The organism is Methylobacterium sp. GC_Met_3 (assembly GCF_026540775.1).
Classification (GTDB): domain Bacteria; phylum Pseudomonadota; class Alphaproteobacteria; order Rhizobiales; family Beijerinckiaceae; genus Methylobacterium.
Map to the genome: position 1 here is coordinate 549,327 of NZ_JALNUL010000001.1, position 20,890 is coordinate 570,216.

Below are 20,890 nucleotides of genomic sequence, written 5' to 3' on the forward strand. Positions count from 1 at the left end.
CGCTCCAACTTCGCTGTCCGGACCGCCGAGGGAGGCGGGCCTGGAATGAGACGAACGTAGGCCGTGGCCGAGTTCGGGATTAGCCGATCAAAGCCGCATGTGGCTATGAAAGCTGCTCATCAATGATGGCGGAACCGGTCGGCCCGAGGCGGAGCGGTCAATGCGTGTCACGGATGATGAGGATGGCCTCGAACCGCTCACGCGAGGCGCCGTGGTCGTTGGTGAAGCTCATCGTGCCGTAGCCGATCTCGGAGACGGCAAGGGGGCCGAGCTTTCGGGTTTTCATGGTCGATTCCTGTGTGCCTTGGAGCGGCCGGGACCAAGGCCCCGGCCGCTGGCGCTCCCCTGCGCCGCGAGGGGGCGGAGCGGCGACGGGAAGCGCGTGGGGTTCAGCGCTCGATGGCGGCGTCGAGCGCTTCCGAGAGCGGGGCGCCCTGGATGTCGATGGCCGCGAAGGCGGCGTCGATCTCGGCGAGGTCCGCGTCCGTCAGGTCGAGGTTGGCGGCCGCCAGGTTGTCGTCGAGGTGCTCGACCTTGGTTCCGCCCGGGATGGGCACGATCCAGGGCTTGCGCGACAGCAGCCAGGCAAGCGCGATCCTGGCCGGGGTCGCCCCCTTGCGGGCGGCGAGGTCCTTCAGGAAGTCGACGACCTTGAAATTCGCCTCCAGCGCCTCGGGGGTGAACCGGGGAAAATCCTTGCGCAGGTCGTTCGGGTCGTCGAAGCGCATGCCGCGGGTGATGGCGCCGGTGAGGAAGCCCTGCCCGAGCGGGCCCCAGGCGACGAGGCCGATGCCGAGCTCCTCGCAGAGCGCGAACTTGGTCCCCTCGGGTTCGCGCATCCACAGCGAGTAGTGGTCCTGGATGGCCGCGACCGGCTGGACGGCGTGAGCCTTGCGGATGCTGGCGGCGCTCGCCTCGGACAGGCCGAGATGCCCGACCTTGCCCTCGCCGATCAGGTCCTTCACGGCGCCTGCGACGTCCTCCATCGGCACGGCGGGGTCGACCCGGTGCTGGTACAGGAGGTCGATGCGGTCGGTGCGCAGGCGCTTCAGCGACGCCTCGACCACGGTTCGGATGTGCTCGGGCCGGCTGTTGAGCCCGACCATCTCGCCGGCCTCGGTGATGTCGAAACCGAACTTCGTGCAGATCAGCACGCTGTCGCGCACCGGCTGCAGGGCCTCGCCGACGAGGTCCTCGTTGGCGAAGGGCCCGTAGGCCTCCGCCGTGTCGAACAGGGTCACGCCGCGGTCGGCGGCCGTCCGGATCACCCGGATGGCCTCGCTGCGGTCGGTGGCCGGCCCGAGGCCGAAGCTCAGGCCCATGCAGCCCAGGCCGATGGCCGAGACATCCAGGGCGCTGCGTCCGAGTTGGCGCGTCTTCATCGTGTCATCCTCGACGGAGCCTTCGCGTGACCCGTCCGTGCCGGTTTGCTGGGGATCCGGTAGGCGTCGCCGTCCGGGGATGGCGAGGAACCTATCCGGGACGCGGCAATCCGATTAGACGCTCAATGACGATTGAGGATATGAGCCGGGTTCATCAATGGCGCGCGAGAACCTGAACGACCTCGCGGCCTTCCTGGCGGTCGCGCGCGAGGGCAGCTTCACCCGGGCGGCGGCCAAGCTCGGGGTCTCGCAGTCGGCGCTCAGCCATTCGCTGAAGGGTTTGGAGGCCCGCCTCGGCGTGAGGCTCCTGACCCGGACGACCCGGAGCGTCTCGCCGACCGAGGCCGGCGAGCGCATGGTGCGGACCCTGGCGCCGCGCTTCGACGAGATCGACGCCGAGCTCGCGGCGCTGACCGAGTACCGTGAGAAGCCCGCCGGCAACGTCCGCATTGCGGCGGGCGAGCATTCCGCCGAGACCATCATCTGGCCGGCCTTGATGCGCGTGCTGCCGGACAACCCCGACGTCACCGCCGAGGTGGTCGTCGACAACGGCCTGACCAACATCGTGGCCGAGCGCCTCGACGCCGGCGTGCGGCTCGGCGAGCAGGTCGAGAAGGACATGGTCGCCGTGCGCATCGGGCCCGACCTGCGCATGGCCGCCGTGGCCGCACCCTCGTACTTCGAGCGCCACCGCAAGCCGCGCACGCCCGAGGACCTGACGGGACACGCCTGCATCAACCTGCGGCTGCCGACGCGAGGCGGCCTTTACGCCTGGGAGTTCGAGAAGGGGGCGCGCGTGCTGAACGTGCGGGTCGAGGGGCCGTTGGTGGTCAACACCGGGTCGATGGCGATGCGGGCTGCCTTGGGCGGCCTGGGCCTCGCCTACCTTCCCGAGGACCGCGTCCGTGCGGATCTCGACGAGGGCCGTCTGGTGCGGGTGCTGGCCGACTGGTGTCCGCCGTTCCCCGGTTACCACCTGTACTACCCGAGCCGTCGTCAGCCGACCTCCGCCTTCGCCTTGTTGGTCGAGACGCTGCGGCACCGCCCGTGAGTACCCCTCGAACGTCCGGTTACCGCTTCGACTGAGCGCGGGACGGGGGCCTTTTGCGAACGGGCGTCGCACTTGGTGGCTTCGCGTTCGGGACTGCCCGTGTCGAGACGACTTTCGGCCTTCCGGCCTTTGGCTCGGACGAGGCTGATTTGGGCTTGGATGCGGGCTTTTCCTTCGCGCGTCCGATGGGGTCTTCACTTCGCTGCCGGCTTCTCCTTGAGCGCGGTCGGCGTGGGGACGGCGGAAGCAGTGGCCATCTCCGCACGGACCGTCCTCGCCAGCTTGCCGATGCCCTGGGCGCCGTCGAGGAAGGACGACCACGGCTTCGAGTTGCTGCACAAGCCCCATTCCGCCGAACAGGTCGGACGTGCGCTCCGTCGTGCCATGGGGGTTTCCCGGGAGGGGGCGACGCCGGTTGCCTTGCGCCCGGCCCCCGATCCCGCGATGGCGGGCCGAGGTCTCGATCCGCCTCGTGTTCCCCGTACCGTCGGGACGGGACGGCCAGGGACAACCCCGCCGGCCCCTTGCGCCGGCCCGCCGTCCGGGCGATCGATGCGCCTCGATCAGGAGAGATCACCATGGAAGCCGTGGCCGTCCACCCGACCGATTGACCCCGGGGTGCCGCGCCGCGTGCCGAGCCTCCGAATTCCTGGAGGCCATCATGGCTACCTACATCACTGCCGACACCCATTTCGGGCACCCCTTGGTGGTCTCGGACAAGATCCAGGCCCGGCGTCCGTTCGCCTCGATCCAGGAGCACGACGAGACCCTGGTCGCGCTCTGGAACGCGGTCGTCCGCCCGGAGGACACCGTCTGGCACCTCGGCGACTTCGCGCACAAGTGCACCGAGGCCTACGCGCTCAAGGTGTTCCGCCGCCTCAACGGCAGGAAGCTGCTCGTCCGGGGCAACCACGATGGCGTGAGCGAGCGCCTGCCCTGGGCGGAGCCCGTCCGGGACGTCGCCCAGATCCATATCCCGAGCCGGGACGGTGCCCAGGGTGCGTTCCTATCGCACTACGCGCATCGCGTGTGGCCGAGGATGCATCGCGGCGACATCCACCTCTTCGGGCACTCCCACGGCAGCCTTCCTGGCACCGCAGCGAGCACCGACGTGGGCGTCGATTGCTGGGAATACGCCCCGACGACCCTGGAGCGGATCCGGGAACGTCTTGCCGAGAACTCCCTCGCGGAGGACGAGAGGGCGGGGGGCGCGTCCTAAGCGCTCCCCGGGCCCGGCAATCGCTGTCCTCGCCCGCTCGTTATGACCAATGGCGGGCGGGCAATCGGTGTTCGGCAGGTCGAAATTAGGCACGACCGCCACCATCTGAGATCATATCCGGCGCGCATCGGGCAGTCCTCTCCGGGGCGAGCGGACGCGGACCGTCGAGAGACAAAGGGAATGCAGCTCAGGGTTCTCGTCGCGGTCGCGATCTATCTCGGGTCGTACCTACCGCTCAGCGTGATCCTGCTCGCCCAGGACGTCGACGTCGGGGCCGTGAAACGGGGGATCTGCCCCGTGGCATCGATGGTCGCCCTGGAATGCGCGAGCCCCCTCAAGAACCCGATCTGGTCGTTGTCGGCGGTCGCGATCTGCGCGGCCGGCATGGTGGTCACCTTCCTCGCCATTCGCCTCGTGCGGACCCCGCATCGCGTGAGGGTGACGGAGAGCAAGCACATCCCCGCCGACCTCATCAACTACGTGATCCCCTACGTCGTCTCCTTCATCAGCCTCGAATACGACCAGCCCCTGAAGCTCATCGGGTTCGCCGTGTTCCTGATCTGGATCTTCTGGATCACCTACAGGTCGGGGCAGATCGTCCTCAATCCCGTCCTGGCCGCGTTCGGCTGGAAGTTATTCGAGGTCAAGTACATATACGAGGGCGGCGGCAACACCCACGTCGGGCGGATGCTATCGAAGGTCGTCGTCGAGCCCGAGCGGAGCTACCACCAAGGCGGCCTGCAGGACGTGATGGTCGTGAGAGACGACGGGGGGGACGGCCGGGGATGACCACGCTCGCGGACCTGAAGGCGTTCGACCTGGCCTCGGCGGGGGTCTCCGTCTGGTTGTTCAAGACGGCCCCCGGCGGGGACGGACGTCCCAGGTACTCGGGACGATGGGTCGGCATCACCGACGAACTGGCGACCAGGTTGCGGGGCGCCGTCGTCACGTGCCTCGAACCGATCGCCGAGACCATCGAGTACGACATCCTCGCCCAGAACAACGAGGCCAGCGCCCTGACGGTCCAGGCCGACGAGACACATGCGCACCTGATCTCCGAGGCAGTCGCCGAGCCCACGCCGGCACGCAAGGTCCGAGGAATACGGGATCTCGCGAACAGCGTCTTCTGCGTGGCCAAGTTCGTCCACGATGGCAGGACGCTGCTGGCCGTGCGCAAGACCGACGCCTCGTGGTCGACGCGCAGGACGACGGGCGTCATCAGGATGTTCTTCAACGACGAGGAACTGGACCTCGAAGAGAAACCAGGCTTCTCGATCCGTCCCGACTTCGACTTCTTCGTGCTCGAAGACCGGGTCTTCGTCAGGAGCAAGCCTCACTTCGAGTCGGTGCTGTCTTACAAGGTGGGCCACGAGACGGCGTTCTCGACGTTGAAGGCGGAGCCCGCCTTCGCCGGCATCTTCACCGACCTCGGTCCCTTGAACGACTACGTCGGCACGAACAGGATCCATCTGAGGCGGGCCGTCGCGATCCAGCAGAAGGGCCTCTACAAGGATGCGGCCTTCATGGGACGACTGCTCGCCGAGCATGCGCGAATGAACCTGGCCATCGCCTTCGACGACGCGGGTCGGATCGTGCCCACGGTGGAGAGCGGGCGGGACATCTTCCAGGCGCTCTTGGACCACCGCCTGGAATCGCGTCTGACGCTCGGGATGTTCGACGTGCCCAGCACCGAACGGGTCGGATAAGGCAAAGGGGCATGTTTTCGGTAAGAGCCTCTGCGACGCCGGCCTTGAGTCGATCGCCAAGCTTTCCGTGCGCACGGAATGCATCCGGGATGCTCAAGGCAGTTGGCATCTCGTACCCTCGCTTGGTCCCGACCTGGATGTCGATCTCAATCAGTCGCCGGAATGGATGACGCAACAACTGACCGCGAGGATCTAAACTTTATCGAAGTTGTAGGATGGCGCGAAGGGCGGCACGACATACCGCCAGGACAAAGCCAGCCGCAGCTACGTTGGCGAGCGCATCTTGAACGGCTATTTTGCGAACACCCAATCCGCCGGGCCGATTTGGGGCTTCGGAGAGGCGATGTCGAGCAGCTGACGACCAGGAACTTCCGACACCTAGCGAAGCATCAACGCGACGACTAGATTTACATCAATCAATTCGGAGAGCCACGATATGGCGCGCGGAAAGCCGGTTGTCCTGCCCTCGCGAACGTTTGCGAACCAGACGCTTGCGGGTGAGCATTTCGCGTCGATGCTCAACCGATACAGCCCAGGCGATCGGGTTTCCGACGAGGACGCCGCCGAACTCGCGGACGAGGCCCACGCGTTCGAGAACCTCAGCCGTCTCGGCAGCCTTCAGGAATACTGCTCGAACCACCTACCAAACAACCGCGGAATGCTCACCGAGCGAGACCGGCGCCATCGCGACCGCAATCGTTCGGAGCGGATAGTGGCGGCCGTTCCCCGCCATCTCGATCAGCCGGGCTTCGACCTGCGCCGGACCGATGGCGCCGTACGAGACGGCGGAGGCCGGCGCCACACTTCGTCTTGAGCAGGGCGACCGGGGGCACCGATACCATCACCATCACGGTGCCCCCGAGGACGAGGACGGCCGCGGCGCTGGATGCCATCTTCCGCAATAAGGGCAGCATCGTCTGCCGCCGACGGTCGACGCATCGCAGGCTCCACGGCCATTCGCTTACAGGTGCTGCAACTGGGCCAGGGGCGCCCGCATCGTCGCCTCGAACCCCGAGGGCGGGTAGCGCAGGTCGACGTCGCCCGCTCCCACGAGCCCCATCCGAATGAGGCGAGAGCCGAACCCCTTACGGCCCGAGGTCGATGGCGGGACAGGCGACGGGCCGCCGCGCTCGATCCAGTCGAGCACGAGCTCGCGGTCGTCGTCCGCCCCGTCGAGACGCCATGTCAAAGCCACGCGGCCGTTTGGAGCCGACAGCGCACCGTACTTGGCGGCGTTGGTTGCCAACTCGTGCAACAGCAGCGACAGGGAAAGCGTGGCCCTTGGACCAAGGTCGAAGTCCGGACCCGCGGCATCGAACCGTTCGCCGTGCCCGGCAGCGCGGAGGACCTCATGAAGGACCTCCCGTGCCGGGGCTGCGGTCCATGTCCGGCGCAGCAATACGTCATGGGCGGTGGACAGCGCGAGGAGGCGTTTCTCGAACGCTTCCACCGGCGCCCGGTCCGGAACCTCGCGAAGTGTCTGCATGGCGATCGAGAGCACCATCGCCATCGTGTTCTTGAGCCGATGCGCGATCTCCTCGTTGAGGACGCGCTGATCCTCCTCGGCCCGGACCCGGGCGACGCCGGCCTCCAACCGCTGACCCACGCCATGGAGGAACGCCAGGGTCTCCGGCGTCCAGTGCCGCGGCTTGCCGTCCTGCACGATGAAGACCGCGACCGTGCGGCCCCGGTCGCGCACCGGCACGTTGACCAGGGCCTCGATCCCGAGGTCGAGCATCGGTCCCGGATCGTTCCGCGTACGCGGATCGAGCCTGACGTCATCGATGACCAAGGGCTGGCCCCTTTGAAGGTCGGCGCGGATGTCGCCGAAATCCATGAAACGATGGCGCCCGGCGATGCTGGCGACCCCTGGGGCGGTCCAATCCGACTCGATGTCGACGTGGTCGACTGTGGCGTCGACCCGGCCGAAGCCAGCACGGGCCGCTCCCAACGTCGTGCCGACGATCTCTGATGCCGCATGGACCATCTCCGGGACGGTCGTGAGGTCGCTGAGGCGATCCCCCAAGGTCGACATCGCGGTCCGGCGCGCGTCGGCATCCACCCGTTCCGTGACTTCCAGGAACAGCGCCGCGAACCGGTTTGCACCAATGGAGAAGGCTCGTCCCTCGTACCAGCGGCCAAGGCTGCCGACACGCCGCAGGAACGCGACGGGCTCCCCGCTCTCGACGACCTGCGCGAACTCGCTGACCCACTCTTCCTCGATGGTGGGAAACACCTCGCGGATCGTGCGTCCGGTCGCGGCACGGACGTCCACGCCGAGGAGATCGCCCCAGGCGCGGTTGGCCTCGACGAACCGCCAATCGACGGTTCGTCCCGCTTCGTCCCTCACTGCCTCGCCGACGACGAACCCCTCGCTGAGCCGCTCGAACATGCTGCGCCAGTAGGCCCCGGTCTCGGCCAGCGCCGCTTCGCCGTCCATGCGCTCGAAGACCGCCGCCATGAGGCGGGCCAGCGTCTCGAAGAAGGCGAGGGCCTCGGTGTCGAACGCCGGTTGCCGCGTCGAGCCAAACGCGATCACGGCCGTCAGCTCGCCCCGGCTTATGACGGGAAAACCGGCATAGGCATCAAGGCCGAGTTTGCGCGAAAGGGCATCCTCAGGTGCGTCGCCGGCTTGGATGGACGTACGGATCACCGGGAGCCGCGTCTGTGCGACGACGCCGCAGGCCGGATCACCGAACGCCCTGCGCCTCAGGAGCGCGTGCGCTTCCGGTGTGACGTTGACCGCGTGGCACAGGCGAAGGTGGCAGCCGTCCGGTGCGACGTCGTAGAGTAGGGCCCGGTCGAACCCGAGCACATCGGCGCCGTCGGCGAGGATGGGTTCGAGTACCGCGGTGGGCTCGTCGCTCAGGAGCAGCGCGGCCGACGCCTTGGCCAGCACGTCGAGGCGGCCGGCCTGGCGCAGTTCGGCCTTCTGATAGGCGAGCAGCTGATCCCGCTCCTCGACAGCACGCCGCATCTGGATCTGCACGACGACGTGGCCCGCAAGCGTCCGCAAATCCTCGAACTGCTCCGCGGTCAGGCCCTCGGGGCGTGGCACCATGTCGATGACGCAGAGCGATCCCAGCACCGCTCCATCCGGGGATCGCAGCGGGGCACCGGCGTAGAAGCGGATGTGAGGCTCGCCCGTCACGAGCGGATTGGCGGCGGTACGAGCATCCTTGGTCAGGTCGGGGATGACGAGAACGTCCGGCTCGGCCAATACGAACTTGCACACCGAGCGTTCGAGGTCGGTTTCGCAATGCGGAAAGTTGATCCTCGCCTTGAACCATTGGCGGTCAGCGGAGACGAAGCTCACGAGGCCGACCGGGGTCCGGCACAGACGCGTGGCCAAGCGCACGATGCCGTCGAACTCGGGTTCGGGAGGCGTATCCAGGATGCCGTAGGCAGCGAGCGAGGCGAGTCGGGCTTCCGAACCGATCAATATATCTGGAATCGTATGCAGGTTCATGCCTCGGCCATCGGCGCGGCCCGCGGGTCAAGCCTGCGTGATGGATGGTCCCGTCGACCGCAACGAAACGTCGATATCATTCCAAGCTTCGCGCGCAAACCAACGTGGTGCCGAAGGTGGGTCGAAGGACGCTGAAACCGCCGTGATTGAAGGGCGACACACTCGGCTTCCATCGCTTGCCGGGACGCTCGGGCGAAACAGTTAAGCTTCGACTTAGCGTCCCGGCAAATGGTTCAGTGCGATCAGGCGCTCCGGGCCTGGTCGGGATGGCGGCCTTCCGCGAACTCCTCGATGATCTTCGCGCAGAATGCGGGCAGATCCTTCGGGTTGCGGCTGGTGACGAGGCCTTGGTCGCAGACGACCTCTTGATCGACCCAGGTCCCACCGGCGTTTTCGATGTCCCGCCGCACGGTCGGGAACGACGTCAGCGTGCGGCCCTTCACGACGTCGGCCTCGATCAGCACCCACGGACCGTGGCAGATGACGCCGACCGGCTTCCCCTGGGCGAAGAAGTCCCGAACGAAGGCAACGACCGCCTCGCTCGCCCGCAGCTTGTCGGCGCCGACGCTGCCGCCGGGAACGACGAGCCCGTCGTACTCCGAGGCCGAGGCACCCTCGATTGTCTTATCGATCTTGTAGCGTCCGGCCGGATCGAGGTCGTTGTTGACCGTCTCGGCCTCGCCGGCCTCAAGCCCGATCACCGTGACGGCGGCTCCCGCCTCGGTCACGGCATCCCGGGGCTTGGTGAATTCCGGCTCCTCCGTCCCGCGCGGCGCGATCAGGATGGCAATCTTCTTTCCCTGCAAACTCATGTGTCGTTCCTTCCAAATCCAACAATTGAATCGAAGTGGCCGTGGCGGCGTTCGTCACGCGGGTATGCGGTCGATGCCGGTCGTGTCCTCCTCCGCCACGCCGTTTTCGCGATGGCGGAACGCGCTGAGCGCCCGATAGACCTGAAGCCGCGCCCGCATCACCGAGCCGAGCGGTCGGTGCGCCGCGAGGCTATGCGCGGGGCGGAATGTCATGACTTCGTCGAAGTAGCGCACCCGGTCCGGCGCGTAGGCATCCTGACGAGGAAGCCTGATCGTCGCGACCGTACGGTAAGTGCTGATCGAGACCGGCCAATCGACCGAGGCGTCCTCGATGGGCTGGCGTTCGGCGTCGGTCCAAAGCTGAGCCCTCAGTTCGAAGACCACCTCGTGCTCGCGGAAGAACGCGACCGCGGCATGGCGAAACCCGTCCTCGTCCTGGTTTGGATCGAGCCGCCATTCGGACAGGGCACGCTGGCTCTCGGTCGCGGGGACCGCCCCGAGCTTGGCGACGTAGTCGCCGTAGCGGACCGGAGCCTGGCTGAAGTAGCTGTCGGCAAGGGGGTGGCTGTAGGGATGGCCGAAGAAGTCGGCGAGCGCGCTCTCTGTCCCGAAGGCGTGCAGCGCACGGTTGAGGTTGCGCATGGTCGACGAGACCACGCTCTTTACCCCCTCCGGCAACCCGGTCGACTTGCCGATGACGGTGCCGTCGCGCAGGAAGCCGGCCGCCGTCCCCGACGGGAAGGTCGTGCCCGAGGCCAGCACGAAGTCCTGGGTCTCGACCGCATGGCCAGGCAGCTTCTCGCCAGGCACGTCGAATACCTTGATCGACATCCCGCGATGGGTCGAGACCCGGTCGCCCAGGGTTTCACCAGGGCCCTGCGCGAAGCGCACCGCAACCGGATGCGTCCCAGGAGTGGCGAACAGTCCCTGCGCCAGTTCCGGCGGCAAGCCGGCGGCGACCGTCAGATCGCCCGTGACGCAGGCCGTACTCTTGGCATGGCTGGCACGGACCGCGTGGTGCTCGCGCTTCTCGACCGTCTCCGACTGCTGCGTCATGCCCTTGATGATGCCGTCGATGGTCTCCTGCTCGTCCGGCGCCGGGCGCTCGATGTCGGGGGCGTAACGCAGGTAGGTCATGCTTATCCTTGAGCCGCTGTTTTCCACTTCGCCCGGTACGGCGACGAAGCGTAGCCGAGACGTTCCCCGACGCCGGTCGTCTCCGAGACGTGCGCCCAAGGTTCGGGTCAGGGTTATGGGAGTGCGGTCCGGGTGGACCAGCCCATGACAAACGCCGGATGCTTCGGTCGTTCCCAACGGATCGATCACGGGCGATTGACGGGGAAGGGACCTGGAACGCCGGAACGCCCTGGAGGTTCTGTTCCGAGGCCAGCGAAGAAGGACGTCAGACATTGCAGGCAGCGGTCAGCTACAGCGCCGACGTCGAGGTCGTGAAGCCGGATGAGGAAAAGACCATCGATGGTCTGAACGAGACCTTCGACACCATCCTGGAGACGGTCGCGAAGGACTCCGGGCATGCCGTGCGTTCGGTCCACGCCAAGTCGCACGGCATCCTGGAAGGCGTTTTGCGGATCGATGCCGACCTGCCGCCGGAACTCGCCCAGGGCCTGTTCGGGACGCCGGGCGAGCACAAGGTGATCATGCGGATGTCGACGAACGCCGGCGACATCCTTCCCGACGCCGTCTCCCTGCCGCGGGGGCTCGCCCTGAAGGTCCTGGACGTCGACGGCGAGCGCCTGCCGGGCGCGGAAGGCACGACCCAGGACTTCGTCATGGTCAACGGCAAGGTGTTCCAGGCGCCGAACGCCGAGAAGTTCCTCGGCAGCCTCAAGCTGCTGGCGAAGACGACCGACCGCATCGAGGGCGTGAAGGTCGCCGCCTCCACCGTGCTCCGTGGGGTCAACAAGGCTCTGCACGCGGTCGGCATCGAGAGCCCGACGCTGGGCTCGCTCGGCGGCGCGCCGAACGTCGATCCGCTCGGCGAGACCTACTATAGCGTCACGCCTTTTCGGTACGGCGACCATATCGCCAAGTTCTCGGTGGCTCCGGTCGCCCCGGCACTGACCGCCCTGACCGGCACCGAGATCGATGCCTCGGGGCGCCCAGACGCGATCCGCGAGACGGTTCAATCGGAGATGGCCGGCATCGAAGGCATCTGGGAGTTCCGGGTCCAGCTCTGCCGCGATCTCGAACGCCAGCCGGTCGAGGATCCGACCGTCGAGTGGAACGAGGACGAGGCGCCGTTCCGGCGTGTCGCCACCATCACGGTCCGGGCGCAGGACAGTTGGGACCCCGAACGCGTCGACGCCGTAAACGAGCGTATGCGGTTCGCGGTCTGGACCGGGCTCGCTGCTCACCGGCCACTCGGCAACATCAATCGGGCTCGCAACGCGCCCTACAAGCACTCTGCCGAGTTCCGGCAGCGCTTCAACGGTTGCCCGATCCACGAACCCGCTGCGCGTTGAGCATGGCCATGAAGCAAACACGAGCGGCGAACGGCTTTTTCGGTGGGTGAAAGCGAGGAGATCCACCGGCTCGGTGGTGATGGTTTCTTCGAAGAGTTGGCCGACTTCGCGCCCGTCATGATCTGGCGTGCCGGTACGGACACGCTGTGCGACTGGTTCAACAAACCCTGGCTGGACTTCACCGGCCGAACCATGGCGCAGGAAACGGGAAACGGTTGGACGGAGGGCGTTCACCCCGACGATTTCGAGCGCTGTCTCAGCGTCTACGTCACCGCGTTCGAGGCGCGCCGGCCGTTCACGATGACGTACCGGCTCAAGCGCCATGACGGCGTCTACCGGGAACTCCTCGACAACGGGGCGCCCTTCCACAGGCACGGAGCGTTCGCGGGGTACTTCGGCAGTTGTGTCGACGTGACCGACCTCAACGCGACGGAGGAGCGGTTGCGCCAGGCGCAGAAGATGGAGGCGGTCGGCCAACTCACCGGGGGGCTGGCCCACGATTTCAACAACTTGCTGGCGGGCATCTCCGGCTCCCTGGAGCTGATGCAAACGCGCATGCAGCAAGGGCGGGTGGCCGATGTCGAGCGCTACATGAGCGTGGCACAATCTGCCACGAAGCGTGCCGCCGCGCTCACCCATCGCCTGCTCGCGTTCTCGCGTCGCCAGACCCTCGACCCCAGGCCCTCGGACGTGACGCGGCTCGCCATGGGCATGCAGGAGATGATCCAGCGCACCGTGGGTCCGGGTATCCGGATCGAGGTGGTCGGCGCGACCAACGTGTGGCCCGCCCTGGTGGACCCCTCCCAGCTTGAGAACGCCCTGCTGAACCTCTGCATCAACGCCCGCGACGCCATGCCGGACGGCGGCAGCATCACCGTCGAGACCTCCAATAAGTGGATGGACGAACGGGCGGCTCGACAGCACGACATGCAGGAGGGGCAGTACCTCGCCCTATGCGTGACGGACACCGGCACGGGCATGCCGCCCGAGGTGGTCGCACGGGTGTTCGAGCCGTTCTTCACGACGAAACCGATCGGTCAGGGCACCGGACTGGGCCTCTCGATGATCTACGGGTTCGCGCAGCAATCGGGCGGGCAGGTGCGCATCTACTCGGAGGTCGGCCAGGGTACGACGGTTTGCATCTACCTGCCCCGCCACTCCGGCGCGGTCGAGGACGAGACCGTCGCCGAAACCATCGCCCGGCTACCGCGCTCGGAGTCTGGCGAGACGGTCCTGATCGTGGACGACGAGCCGACCGTGCGCATGCTCGTCACCGACATCCTCGAAGACCTCGGCTACGCGGCCATCGAGGCGGGTGACAGCGCGACGGGCCTCAAGGTGCTGCAGTCTGATGTCCGCATCGACTTGCTTGTCACCGACGTGGGCCTGCCGGGCGGTATGAACGGACGGCAGATGGCCGATGCCGCACGCGTCCACCGTCCGGATCTCAAGGTCCTCTTCATCACGGGCTATGCCGAGAATTCCGTCATCGGCAATGGCCACCTTCCGCCGGGCATGGCGGTGCTGACCAAGCCGTTCGCGATGGACGCGATGGCCGCGCGCATCCGCTCGATGATCGAGGGTGGCAGGGACCAGGCCCGTCGCACCTAGCCCCGTGTCCGCTAAGGATCGGATGTGGAACGGCCACCATCCGACGGAACCCCGGAAATCCTTCCGGTACACCGGCGAAGGTCATCGAACCGGCCCGGGGATCGCTATCGCCCCATGACGCGCTTGCGACGTTGCCAGGTCGCGACCTTGCGAAGGAGCCGAGAGAGCTGCTCGACCGAGTAGGGCTTGTGCAGGAGCTCGAAGCCGTAGGTGCCGTTCTGCGCGAGCACGTGGCTGTAGCCCGAGGCGAGGAGCACGGGCAGGTCGTGGTGCGTCTCGCGGATGAGGTGGGCGAGGTCGATGCCGTTCATGCCGGGCATGACCACGTCCGTGAACACCACGTCGAAGCGGTCCGCGTCCTTCGCGAGTTCGGCGAGGGCCTCCTCGGCGTTGGCCGCCCAGACGGTGATGTAGCCGAGCTCGGCAAGGGTCTGGGTCGCGAAGGTCCCGACCTCGACGTTGTCCTCGACCACCAGCACGCAGGTGCCGTGACCGTCGACGAGCGGCTCCGGATCGCGGTCATGATCCACGCGCGCCGACTCGGCTACCCGCGGCAGGTAGAGGGTGAAGGTCGTGCCCTTGCCGACCGTGCTCGCCACGGTGACCTCGCCGCCCGACTGCTTGGCGAAACCGAACACCTGGGACAGCCCGAGGCCGGTGCCGTGCCCGACGCCCTTGGTGGTGAAGAACGGCTCGAACACCTGCGTGAGCCGTTCCTCGGGGATGCCACATCCGGTATCCGTGACCGCCACGGCCACGAATGGCCCCGGAACGGCGGCATGGGTCCGCACCGCCGGCATCTGCTCGACAGCGTCAACGGTGATGGACAACTGGCCCTCGCCGTCCATCGCGTCCCGGGCGTTGACCGCCATGTTCACCAGCGCCGTATCGAACTGGCTCGGGTCGGCGTTCAGGAAGCAGGATCGCTCGGGAAGCTGCGTCACGATCCGCACCCGTGACCCGGTCAAGGTGCCCATCATCCCGCCGATGGCCCGGACGCTCTCGCCGGCGTCGAACACCTCCGGCTTCAGCGATTGGCGCCGGGCGAAGGCGAGCAGTTGCGAGGTGAGCTTGGCGGCCCGGTCGACCGTGTCCGAGATCGCCCCGACGTAGCGGATGCGCCGGTCCTCCGCGAGGTTCGGTCGCTTCAGCAGGTCGGTCGACGACTTGATGACGGTGAGCAGGTTGTTGAAGTCGTGCGCCACGCCCCCGGTCAACTGCCCGACCGCTTCCATCTTCTGGGAGTGGCGCAACGCGTCCTCCGCCGCCGCCAAAGCATCCGCCTTCTCGCGCTCGACGGTGACGTCGCGCCCAACCGCATTGATGACCCCGGCGTCCGGTCGGGTCGACCAGTTGATCCAGCGGTAGCCGCCATCCGCACGACGGTAACGGTTTTCGAAGCGCGCGAGGGACCTTCCCTCCGACGAAGCCTGGGCGCCTTGCACCGTACGTTCGATGTCGTCGGGATGGATGAGGTCGAAAACGGAACGCCCGACCAATTCTCCCTCGGTCCATCCCAGCACCTCCGTCCAGGCCGGATTGACCGCGATGATGCGCCCCTCGAAATCACACCGCAGCATGATGTCGGAGGACAGTTCCCAGAGCTGGTTGCGATCCTGCGTACGGGCCTCGACCCGGGCCTCCAGGTCCTTGTTCAGCGCCGCCAGGGCGGCCTTCGACCGGACCGCGTCGGTGGTCTCCACGCAGGCGCAGAACATGCCCTGGACGGTGCCAGCCTCGTCACGCACCGGGGAGTACGAGAAGGTCCACCACGTGTCCTCGTCGAAGCCGTTGCGCAGCATGACGAGCGGCAGGTCCTCCTGATAGGTCGCCTCGCCCGACATGGCCCGTTCAATGAACGGCGTGATCGCGTCCCAGATCTCGGGCCAGACTTGCCGGAAGGGTTTTCCGAGGCACTCCGGATGCCTCGTCCCCAGCATGCGCGAATAGGCATCGTTGTAGAGGAAGCCGAGGCCGTCGCCCCAGGCGACGAACATCGGGAAGGCCGATCCCAGCATAAGGCTCGCGACCATGCCCAGCGACGCCGGCCACGAACTCGGCGAACCGAGGGGCGATCCGAACCAGTCGTGATCGCGCATGCGTACACCCATCTCGCCGCCGCCGGTCAGAAACGGCGGTGAGGGTGTCCTTGGATGGGTGGGCGAAACGGAAAACGAGGTCACGGTCGCGGAGGCTATCCTGCGTGTCGAGAGGAGCGGTCCCGCCATCGGCTCAGGTCGGCTCGCTCCGGGGGCATGCATAGGAACCCCGAGATGTGGTCCCTCGACCGAACGCACCGGGCGGCGAAAGGATCACGGCAGCCGTAACGTCCTACTCCCGGGGCGATCCGATCCCCATTGGTGCGCCGCGTCCGTGAAGGAATCCTTAACCATGGAATGCATGGCGTCCCACTCTTCGGGAGCGTGATCCGACCACGAAGGTGGACGGACGCGGACGGCGCATAAGCCTTACGCTGGCAGGCTGCACCCGCCCGACCGCTCATACCATGATGGCCCGCCGCAGGCCCTCCTGGTCGAGCGGCCGACCCTTCCAGCCGGGAGCGGAGGACCGACCGCTCCGGAAACGGGGCTCCAGGTACGCGACGTCGGATCAGTTCGGCCTGCCTACCGCCAATGCGGCACGGTCCATGACCTGCACCTGCCCCCGGCGGATCTCGACCAGGCCGGCCGTCTCCGCGGCATGAGCGGCATCGGCCAGATCGCACCCGGGCGCTGACCGCATCACGCGGGGACCCCGCCGTCCTCCGGCTTGCGCCTCCGATAACGACCGCCGCCCTCGCTCACGAAATAACGGTTGCGGTACATCCGCTCGTCGATCGCGCCCCGGACCGTGTCGACGCCCCAAAGCTGCCCATGCTCGTCGGCCTCCTGGACCAGGTCGGCACCGATCCGGAGCGTGATCTCGGCCACGTGCAGCGCCTCGCGTTCCGGCAGGATGTCCCGGACCTCCTGGATCACGCGTCGCCAGAAATCGAGTGACCGGACCTTCCGGACACGCGCCTTCTCGCGTTCGAGCTCGGCCACGAACCACGCGATCTCGCTCCGCTGGGCCTCGATCACGGCGTCGCGCGCGTCCAACATTCCGAGCGCCTCGTTCCGGAGATCCCGCTCCGCCGCGATGGCCTCCGCCATGCGCACGCGATCCCTTACCAGGATCGCCGCGGCTTCGGCCTCCGCCGCCTTCCACAGCGCCACGCCGGCCTTCGCCAGCCCCGTCTCGACCGCGTCCGGCAAGCCCGCGAGTTCGATGATCGGGCTGTACGCTCGCTCCCGGGTCCACTCCGCCAGGTGCTCGCCGACGCATTGGTTGTTGCCGGCCACCCCCGCGTTCAGCTTGACCCGTGCCCACACGGTCCGAAGCGACACGCGGTCCCGTTTCTCCGCCCGGATCTGGTCCGCAGCGCGAAAGACCTCCCATCGCCGGGGATCCTCCATCCGCGATGGTCCCGTTTTCTTGCCCGCCATCGCCCGTCCTTCCACCGAGCGCCCACAAAACGCGATCATGGTTAACAAACCGGCCGATTCCGTAACGCATCGCGCATAGCGCTACACGCTACGCGTTATCCTCGGAGTCGCACTTCAATCGCTCGCCCGGCCGACCGAAGGCCGCGAAATCCATCCACACCCGTCCCCAACGCATTTTTCTGGACGACTTGCGAAACGTGGAATCCGGGAGCAGTCACGCTCCATGTCCGCGCATTCGAAACCCCTGGCGAACCGGAAGGCAGACGCCGTTCCGGGTCACGCCGATACCGCCTCCCGCGGATAGCCTCACGCCCGGGAAGCCCTCCAGGACCTCCCGATGACGTCGATGCACGAACTCCGAAAACCGGCTGCCATCAAGGTCAGGGTCACCCCCGGCCGCGATCCGTCACGGGCGTTCGCGCGCCCTCCCGACACCCCCCAGGGCTGACCCTGCCGCCATCGTGAGCGGTCGGCCGCCCCTGCGCGGAGGCAGCCATGACAAGAGAAACCGGCACGACCGGCACGGAATTCCCTACACGGACCGACAGTCCCTTCCTCAAGTCCACGCCCTGTCGGACCCCCGACGAGACCCTGGGCCGCCACCTGCTTGAGACGGTGATGACCCCCGCCCAGGTCCATCGTTTCCGATACGCACCGGGCCTCAGCGTCGTGATCGAAGCCCCCACGCCCGCCTGGGTCGCGCCCCTGCGATCTGCCGCGGTGGCGATGGCCGACTGGCACCTCGTCGTGAGCAACGACGGCATCCGGTGCCCATCCTCGGAGGCCGCCGCGGACGAGACGCCCATCACCCAAGCGCTGGCCTCCGGGCATCGCCTCGTGGCTGTCAGCCACGCTCCCGGGCGCCTTCTCCCGTCGGTCCTCGTTGCCCGGGCCGATATGAGCATCCGCACCGGCCACCCGACGTCGGCGGTCATCCGGATGGCCATCCGGGATGCGACCGACGTCGAACCCGGTATCACTTCGGAAAGCTTGGGCGACCGGTTGGACTACTTCGACCTCGTCAGCGCCATCCGCGTGGGGAGCGACGTGCGCTCCTGCCTCAGGAGGCTCGGGAGCGCCACGGCCAACCGGGCCGTGGTCGATCGCTTCCCCTCATGCGACACCGACCCGACGGACCTGCACGGATACGGGGAGGCCGCGGCGTGGTCCGAGCGGCTCATCGCCGACGTCGAGGCATGGCGCCGGGGCGAGATTGCGGATTTCGCCGACCCGGGCCGTCAAGCCGTGCTCTGCGGACCCGACGGCACAGGCAGGTCGAGCCTCGTCGCGGCCATCGCCAGGTCGGCCGGTCTCCCTCTGATCGCCACCCGCGTGCCGTCATGGCTCGTCGACGGCAATTCGTATCCTGATCGTGTGCCCCTCCAGGCGGAGGTCGCCTTCGCCCGGGCGGCGGATGCCTCCCCCGCGATCCTCCTCATCGACGCGATCGACGCGATCCCGAGCGGCGCTGCCGTTGGGCACGTCGGCCGTTTCCTCGACGGGATCGCCTTAGGCGGGCCATCCTCCCCGAGGCTGATCGTCGTTGGGACAGCGAGCTTCGGCGATGCGGTGGATCCAGGGCTCGTTCGCCCGGGCCGGTTCTCGCGGATCATCGAGATCCCACCGCCGGACGACGAAGCCATCCCGGGGATCCTCCGTCAGCACCTCGATTGGGACCTGGACGGCGTATGTCTCGGCGACGTCGTCGCCCTCGCGTCCGGATCGACCGGTGGGACACTCGCCGGATGGGTGCGGGATGCCCGTCGGCGTGCAAGGGCCGCCAGGCGGCCCATGGCGATCGAGGATCTCGTCGCGGAGGCGTCGGCACCGGGGAACCGTGCCCCGGGATCCTGGAGGAGATGCCGGGTCCGGGAGACGTTCCGCATCAACGGGCTCGGTGCCACCCGCGGGCATTCCAGCCAGGCGATCTCGCTGCGAAAGGCGGTCGGTCGTGGCGGGCGTACGGGGGCCGCCTCGCCGCAGGATGAGGTCGGCCGGAAAGGACGCTCATATCGAGGCGATCATCGCGACAATGCCGGTCGGACAGGCGAACGAGATCGCACATGGTTGCGTCGCGGTCGCGTCCAGGAAATAAGGAATCCCCGCCCGAGGAGCTTTTTCGATGAAACGCATAGGCCGTCCTTCGCCCCCCTGATTTCCGGAGCGTCAGCGACCCATGCGTCGAGCCTCCGCACCCGCGCGCGAGGCTCGAATGTCATCCCGAACACTCTTCACAGCCGACGATCATTTCGGCCATCAAGGCATCCTGAGCGATAGGATGGCGCTCCGCCGCCCGTTCGAGACCATCGAGGAGCACGACGAGACCCTCGTCGCGAACTGGAACGCCGCCGTGCGCCCCGAGGATACGGTCTGGCACCTCGGCGACTTCTGCTACCACTGCCCCGAGGCCCACGCCCGCGCGATCTTTTCGCGACTGAGGGGGCGCATCTTCCTGGTGCGCGGCAACCATGACCGCATCAGCGTCAGACTCCCGTGGGCCGGGCCCGTCGTCGACGTCGCCCGCGTCGTCGTCCAAAATTTTGACGGATCACCCCAGGGGCTTTTCCTGAGCCATTACGGGCATCGGGTGTGGCCCCGGATGCACCGCGGCGACATCCACCTCTACGGCCATTCCCACGGCACCCTGCCGGGCACCGCCGCTAGCACCGACGTCGGCGTGGACTGCTTCGACTATCGTCCCGTGACCCTCGAAGAGATCCGCGTGCGCCTCGCGGAGAACGCCACCGCCGGAGGTCAGCCATGACCTCCGGCCAGCAACGCCTATGGATCTGGTCCGACCTGCACCAGGATTGCCCGGAGAACGCATGGGACCCGGCCGCGCACGCGCCGGCCGCCGGCTTCGACGTGGCCGTGGTCGCGGGCGACGTCGACATGCCGCTGACACGAGCCCTCGCCTGGCTCGGCGATCGCCTGTCCGGAGTGCCGACCGTCTACGTCCCGGGCAACCATGACTTCTGGTGGGATCGCGGCGAGGAGCGCTACACCCTCGCCGATCAGATGTCCCAAGGCCGGGACATCGCGGCGCGTCTCGGCATCCACCTGCTGATGGACGACGCCGTCGTCATCGGCGGCACGCGCTTCGCCGGCGGGACCCTGTGGACCGACTTCCGCCTCGGCTCCTTCAGCCTGAGCCATGCCATGCGCACCGCCCAAGGCCGCTCCGGCATGGTCGACTACCGCCGCATCCGGATAGGCCCGAGCTCGCGCCACCGCATAGAGCCGGGCGAGGTCCTGGCCATGCACCGCCGGACCCGGGCCTTCCTGGAGGCGACCCTCGGTGAGCCCCACGCAGGGCCGACCGTGGCCGTCACCCATCACGCCCCGCACCCCGACAGCCTGCCGGACCCGCATGCCGACATGCGGTGGTGCTACGCCTCGGACCTCCGCGACCTCATCCACGCCAGGGGTCCCGACCTCTGGGTTCACGGGCATATCCATGCGGCTGCCGATTACATCGTCGGGCCGACGCGGATCATCTGCAACCCGCGCGGCCACGTCGAGGAGGCCACCGGTTTCGATGTGGCCAAGGTCATCACCCTGGATGGATCCCGACCATCGGAGACAACACCGCCGAATCGTCTATCGTCGGGCGAAACGACAACCTGGGGTCCGGCTGATGCCGGCACGCAGCGGCCCGAGGTTGTCCCATAG

General features: G+C 67.4%; 16 protein-coding genes and 2 pseudogenes. 9 read left to right on the plus strand and 9 right to left on the minus strand.

The annotated features are described in order from the left end of the window. Positions 1-157: 157 nt before the first annotated feature. Together OXS27_RS02705 and OXS27_RS02710 are read right to left on the minus strand one after the other, a co-directional pair. Positions 158-286 (minus strand): hypothetical protein, encoded by a 129-nt coding sequence (locus OXS27_RS02705; RefSeq protein ID WP_267354108.1) that lies wholly within the window; start codon positions 284-286, stop codon positions 158-160. Positions 287-389: 103 nt separating this feature from the next. Continuing rightward, positions 390-1,382 (minus strand): aldo/keto reductase, encoded by a 993-nt coding sequence (locus tag OXS27_RS02710; RefSeq protein ID WP_267354110.1) that lies wholly within the window; start codon positions 1,380-1,382, stop codon positions 390-392. 157 nt (positions 1,383-1,539) lie between these two features. Here OXS27_RS02710 and OXS27_RS02715 point away from each other — a divergent pair, with 157 nt between their 5' ends. After that, entirely contained in the window at positions 1,540-2,433 is an 894-nt protein-coding gene (locus OXS27_RS02715; RefSeq protein WP_267354112.1) for a LysR family transcriptional regulator, read from the plus strand. Positions 2,434-2,627: 194 nt separating this feature from the next. Here the strand turns inward: OXS27_RS02715 and OXS27_RS02720 are convergent, their stop codons facing one another. Beyond that, a complete protein-coding gene (locus OXS27_RS02720; protein WP_267354113.1) occupies positions 2,628-2,819 on the minus strand; it encodes a hypothetical protein in 192 nt (63 codons plus the stop codon). A 275-nt stretch (positions 2,820-3,094) separates the two neighbouring features. Here OXS27_RS02720 and OXS27_RS02725 point away from each other — a divergent pair, with 275 nt between their 5' ends. The 3 genes from OXS27_RS02725 to OXS27_RS02735 all read left to right on the plus strand — a co-directional run bounded on the left by OXS27_RS02725 (position 3,095) and on the right by OXS27_RS02735 (position 5,358). Continuing rightward, on the plus strand, positions 3,095-3,652 hold the full coding sequence (locus OXS27_RS02725) for a metallophosphoesterase (protein ID WP_267354115.1): 558 nt from the start codon (positions 3,095-3,097) through the stop codon (positions 3,650-3,652). Positions 3,653-3,832: 180 nt separating this feature from the next. Further along, positions 3,833-4,441, plus strand: coding sequence for a hypothetical protein (locus OXS27_RS02730; RefSeq protein WP_267354117.1), 609 nt, complete (start codon positions 3,833-3,835; stop codon positions 4,439-4,441). After that, positions 4,438-5,358 (plus strand): Kiwa anti-phage protein KwaB-like domain-containing protein, encoded by a 921-nt coding sequence (locus OXS27_RS02735; protein WP_267354119.1) that lies wholly within the window; start codon positions 4,438-4,440, stop codon positions 5,356-5,358. Before OXS27_RS02730 ends, OXS27_RS02735 begins: the two co-directional genes overlap by 4 nt. Before the next feature lie 664 nt (positions 5,359-6,022). Here OXS27_RS02735 and OXS27_RS02740 read toward each other — a convergent pair. From OXS27_RS02740 to OXS27_RS02755, 4 genes and pseudogenes are all read right to left on the minus strand, one after another. Beyond that, positions 6,023-6,236 (minus strand): annotated as a pseudogene (locus OXS27_RS02740) (MFS transporter); the annotation flags it as partial. An 83-nt stretch (positions 6,237-6,319) separates the two neighbouring features. Then, positions 6,320-8,827 (minus strand): GAF domain-containing protein, encoded by a 2,508-nt coding sequence (locus OXS27_RS02745; protein ID WP_267354121.1) that lies wholly within the window; start codon positions 8,825-8,827, stop codon positions 6,320-6,322. 242 nt (positions 8,828-9,069) lie between these two features. Next, positions 9,070-9,639 carry a type 1 glutamine amidotransferase domain-containing protein gene (locus OXS27_RS02750; protein WP_267354123.1) on the minus strand — a complete coding sequence of 190 codons (570 nt, stop codon included), beginning with the start codon at positions 9,637-9,639 and terminating at the stop codon, positions 9,070-9,072. Positions 9,640-9,693: 54 nt separating this feature from the next. Continuing rightward, the gene (locus tag OXS27_RS02755; RefSeq protein ID WP_267354125.1) at positions 9,694-10,776 is read right to left on the minus strand and encodes a catalase family protein; all 1,083 of its coding nucleotides are present in this window, start codon (positions 10,774-10,776) and stop codon (positions 9,694-9,696) included. Positions 10,777-11,048: 272 nt separating this feature from the next. Here OXS27_RS02755 and OXS27_RS02760 point away from each other — a divergent pair, with 272 nt between their 5' ends. Further along, positions 11,049-12,122 (plus strand): catalase family protein, encoded by a 1,074-nt coding sequence (locus OXS27_RS02760; RefSeq protein ID WP_267354127.1) that lies wholly within the window; start codon positions 11,049-11,051, stop codon positions 12,120-12,122. A gap of 54 nt (positions 12,123-12,176) precedes the next feature. Further along, a pseudogene (locus OXS27_RS02765) lies at positions 12,177-13,733 on the plus strand (ATP-binding protein); the annotation flags it as partial. 104 nt (positions 13,734-13,837) lie between these two features. On the opposite strand, the gene OXS27_RS02770 reads toward OXS27_RS02765, so the two are convergent. Then, on the minus strand, positions 13,838-15,832 hold the full coding sequence (locus OXS27_RS02770) for a PAS domain-containing sensor histidine kinase (protein WP_267354129.1): 1,995 nt from the start codon (positions 15,830-15,832) through the stop codon (positions 13,838-13,840). A gap of 642 nt (positions 15,833-16,474) precedes the next feature. Then, complete coding sequence (locus OXS27_RS02775) at positions 16,475-17,257, minus strand: DNA-binding protein (protein ID WP_346733080.1); 783 nt, start codon at positions 17,255-17,257, stop codon at positions 16,475-16,477. 456 nt (positions 17,258-17,713) lie between these two features. Here OXS27_RS02775 and OXS27_RS02780 point away from each other — a divergent pair, with 456 nt between their 5' ends. The 3 genes from OXS27_RS02780 to OXS27_RS02790 are packed head-to-tail and all read left to right on the plus strand — an operon-like array spanning position 17,714 to position 20,890. Beyond that, positions 17,714-19,495, plus strand: a complete 1,782-nt coding sequence (locus tag OXS27_RS02780) for an ATP-binding protein (protein WP_267354131.1) — start codon at positions 17,714-17,716, stop codon at positions 19,493-19,495. A gap of 1 nt (position 19,496) precedes the next feature. Then, positions 19,497-19,982: a metallophosphoesterase gene (locus tag OXS27_RS02785; protein ID WP_267354133.1), complete on the plus strand. Its 486-nt coding sequence runs from the start codon at positions 19,497-19,499 to the stop codon at positions 19,980-19,982. Beyond that, positions 19,979-20,890 (plus strand): metallophosphoesterase, encoded by a 912-nt coding sequence (locus tag OXS27_RS02790; RefSeq protein WP_267354134.1) that lies wholly within the window; start codon positions 19,979-19,981, stop codon positions 20,888-20,890. Before OXS27_RS02785 ends, OXS27_RS02790 begins: the two co-directional genes overlap by 4 nt.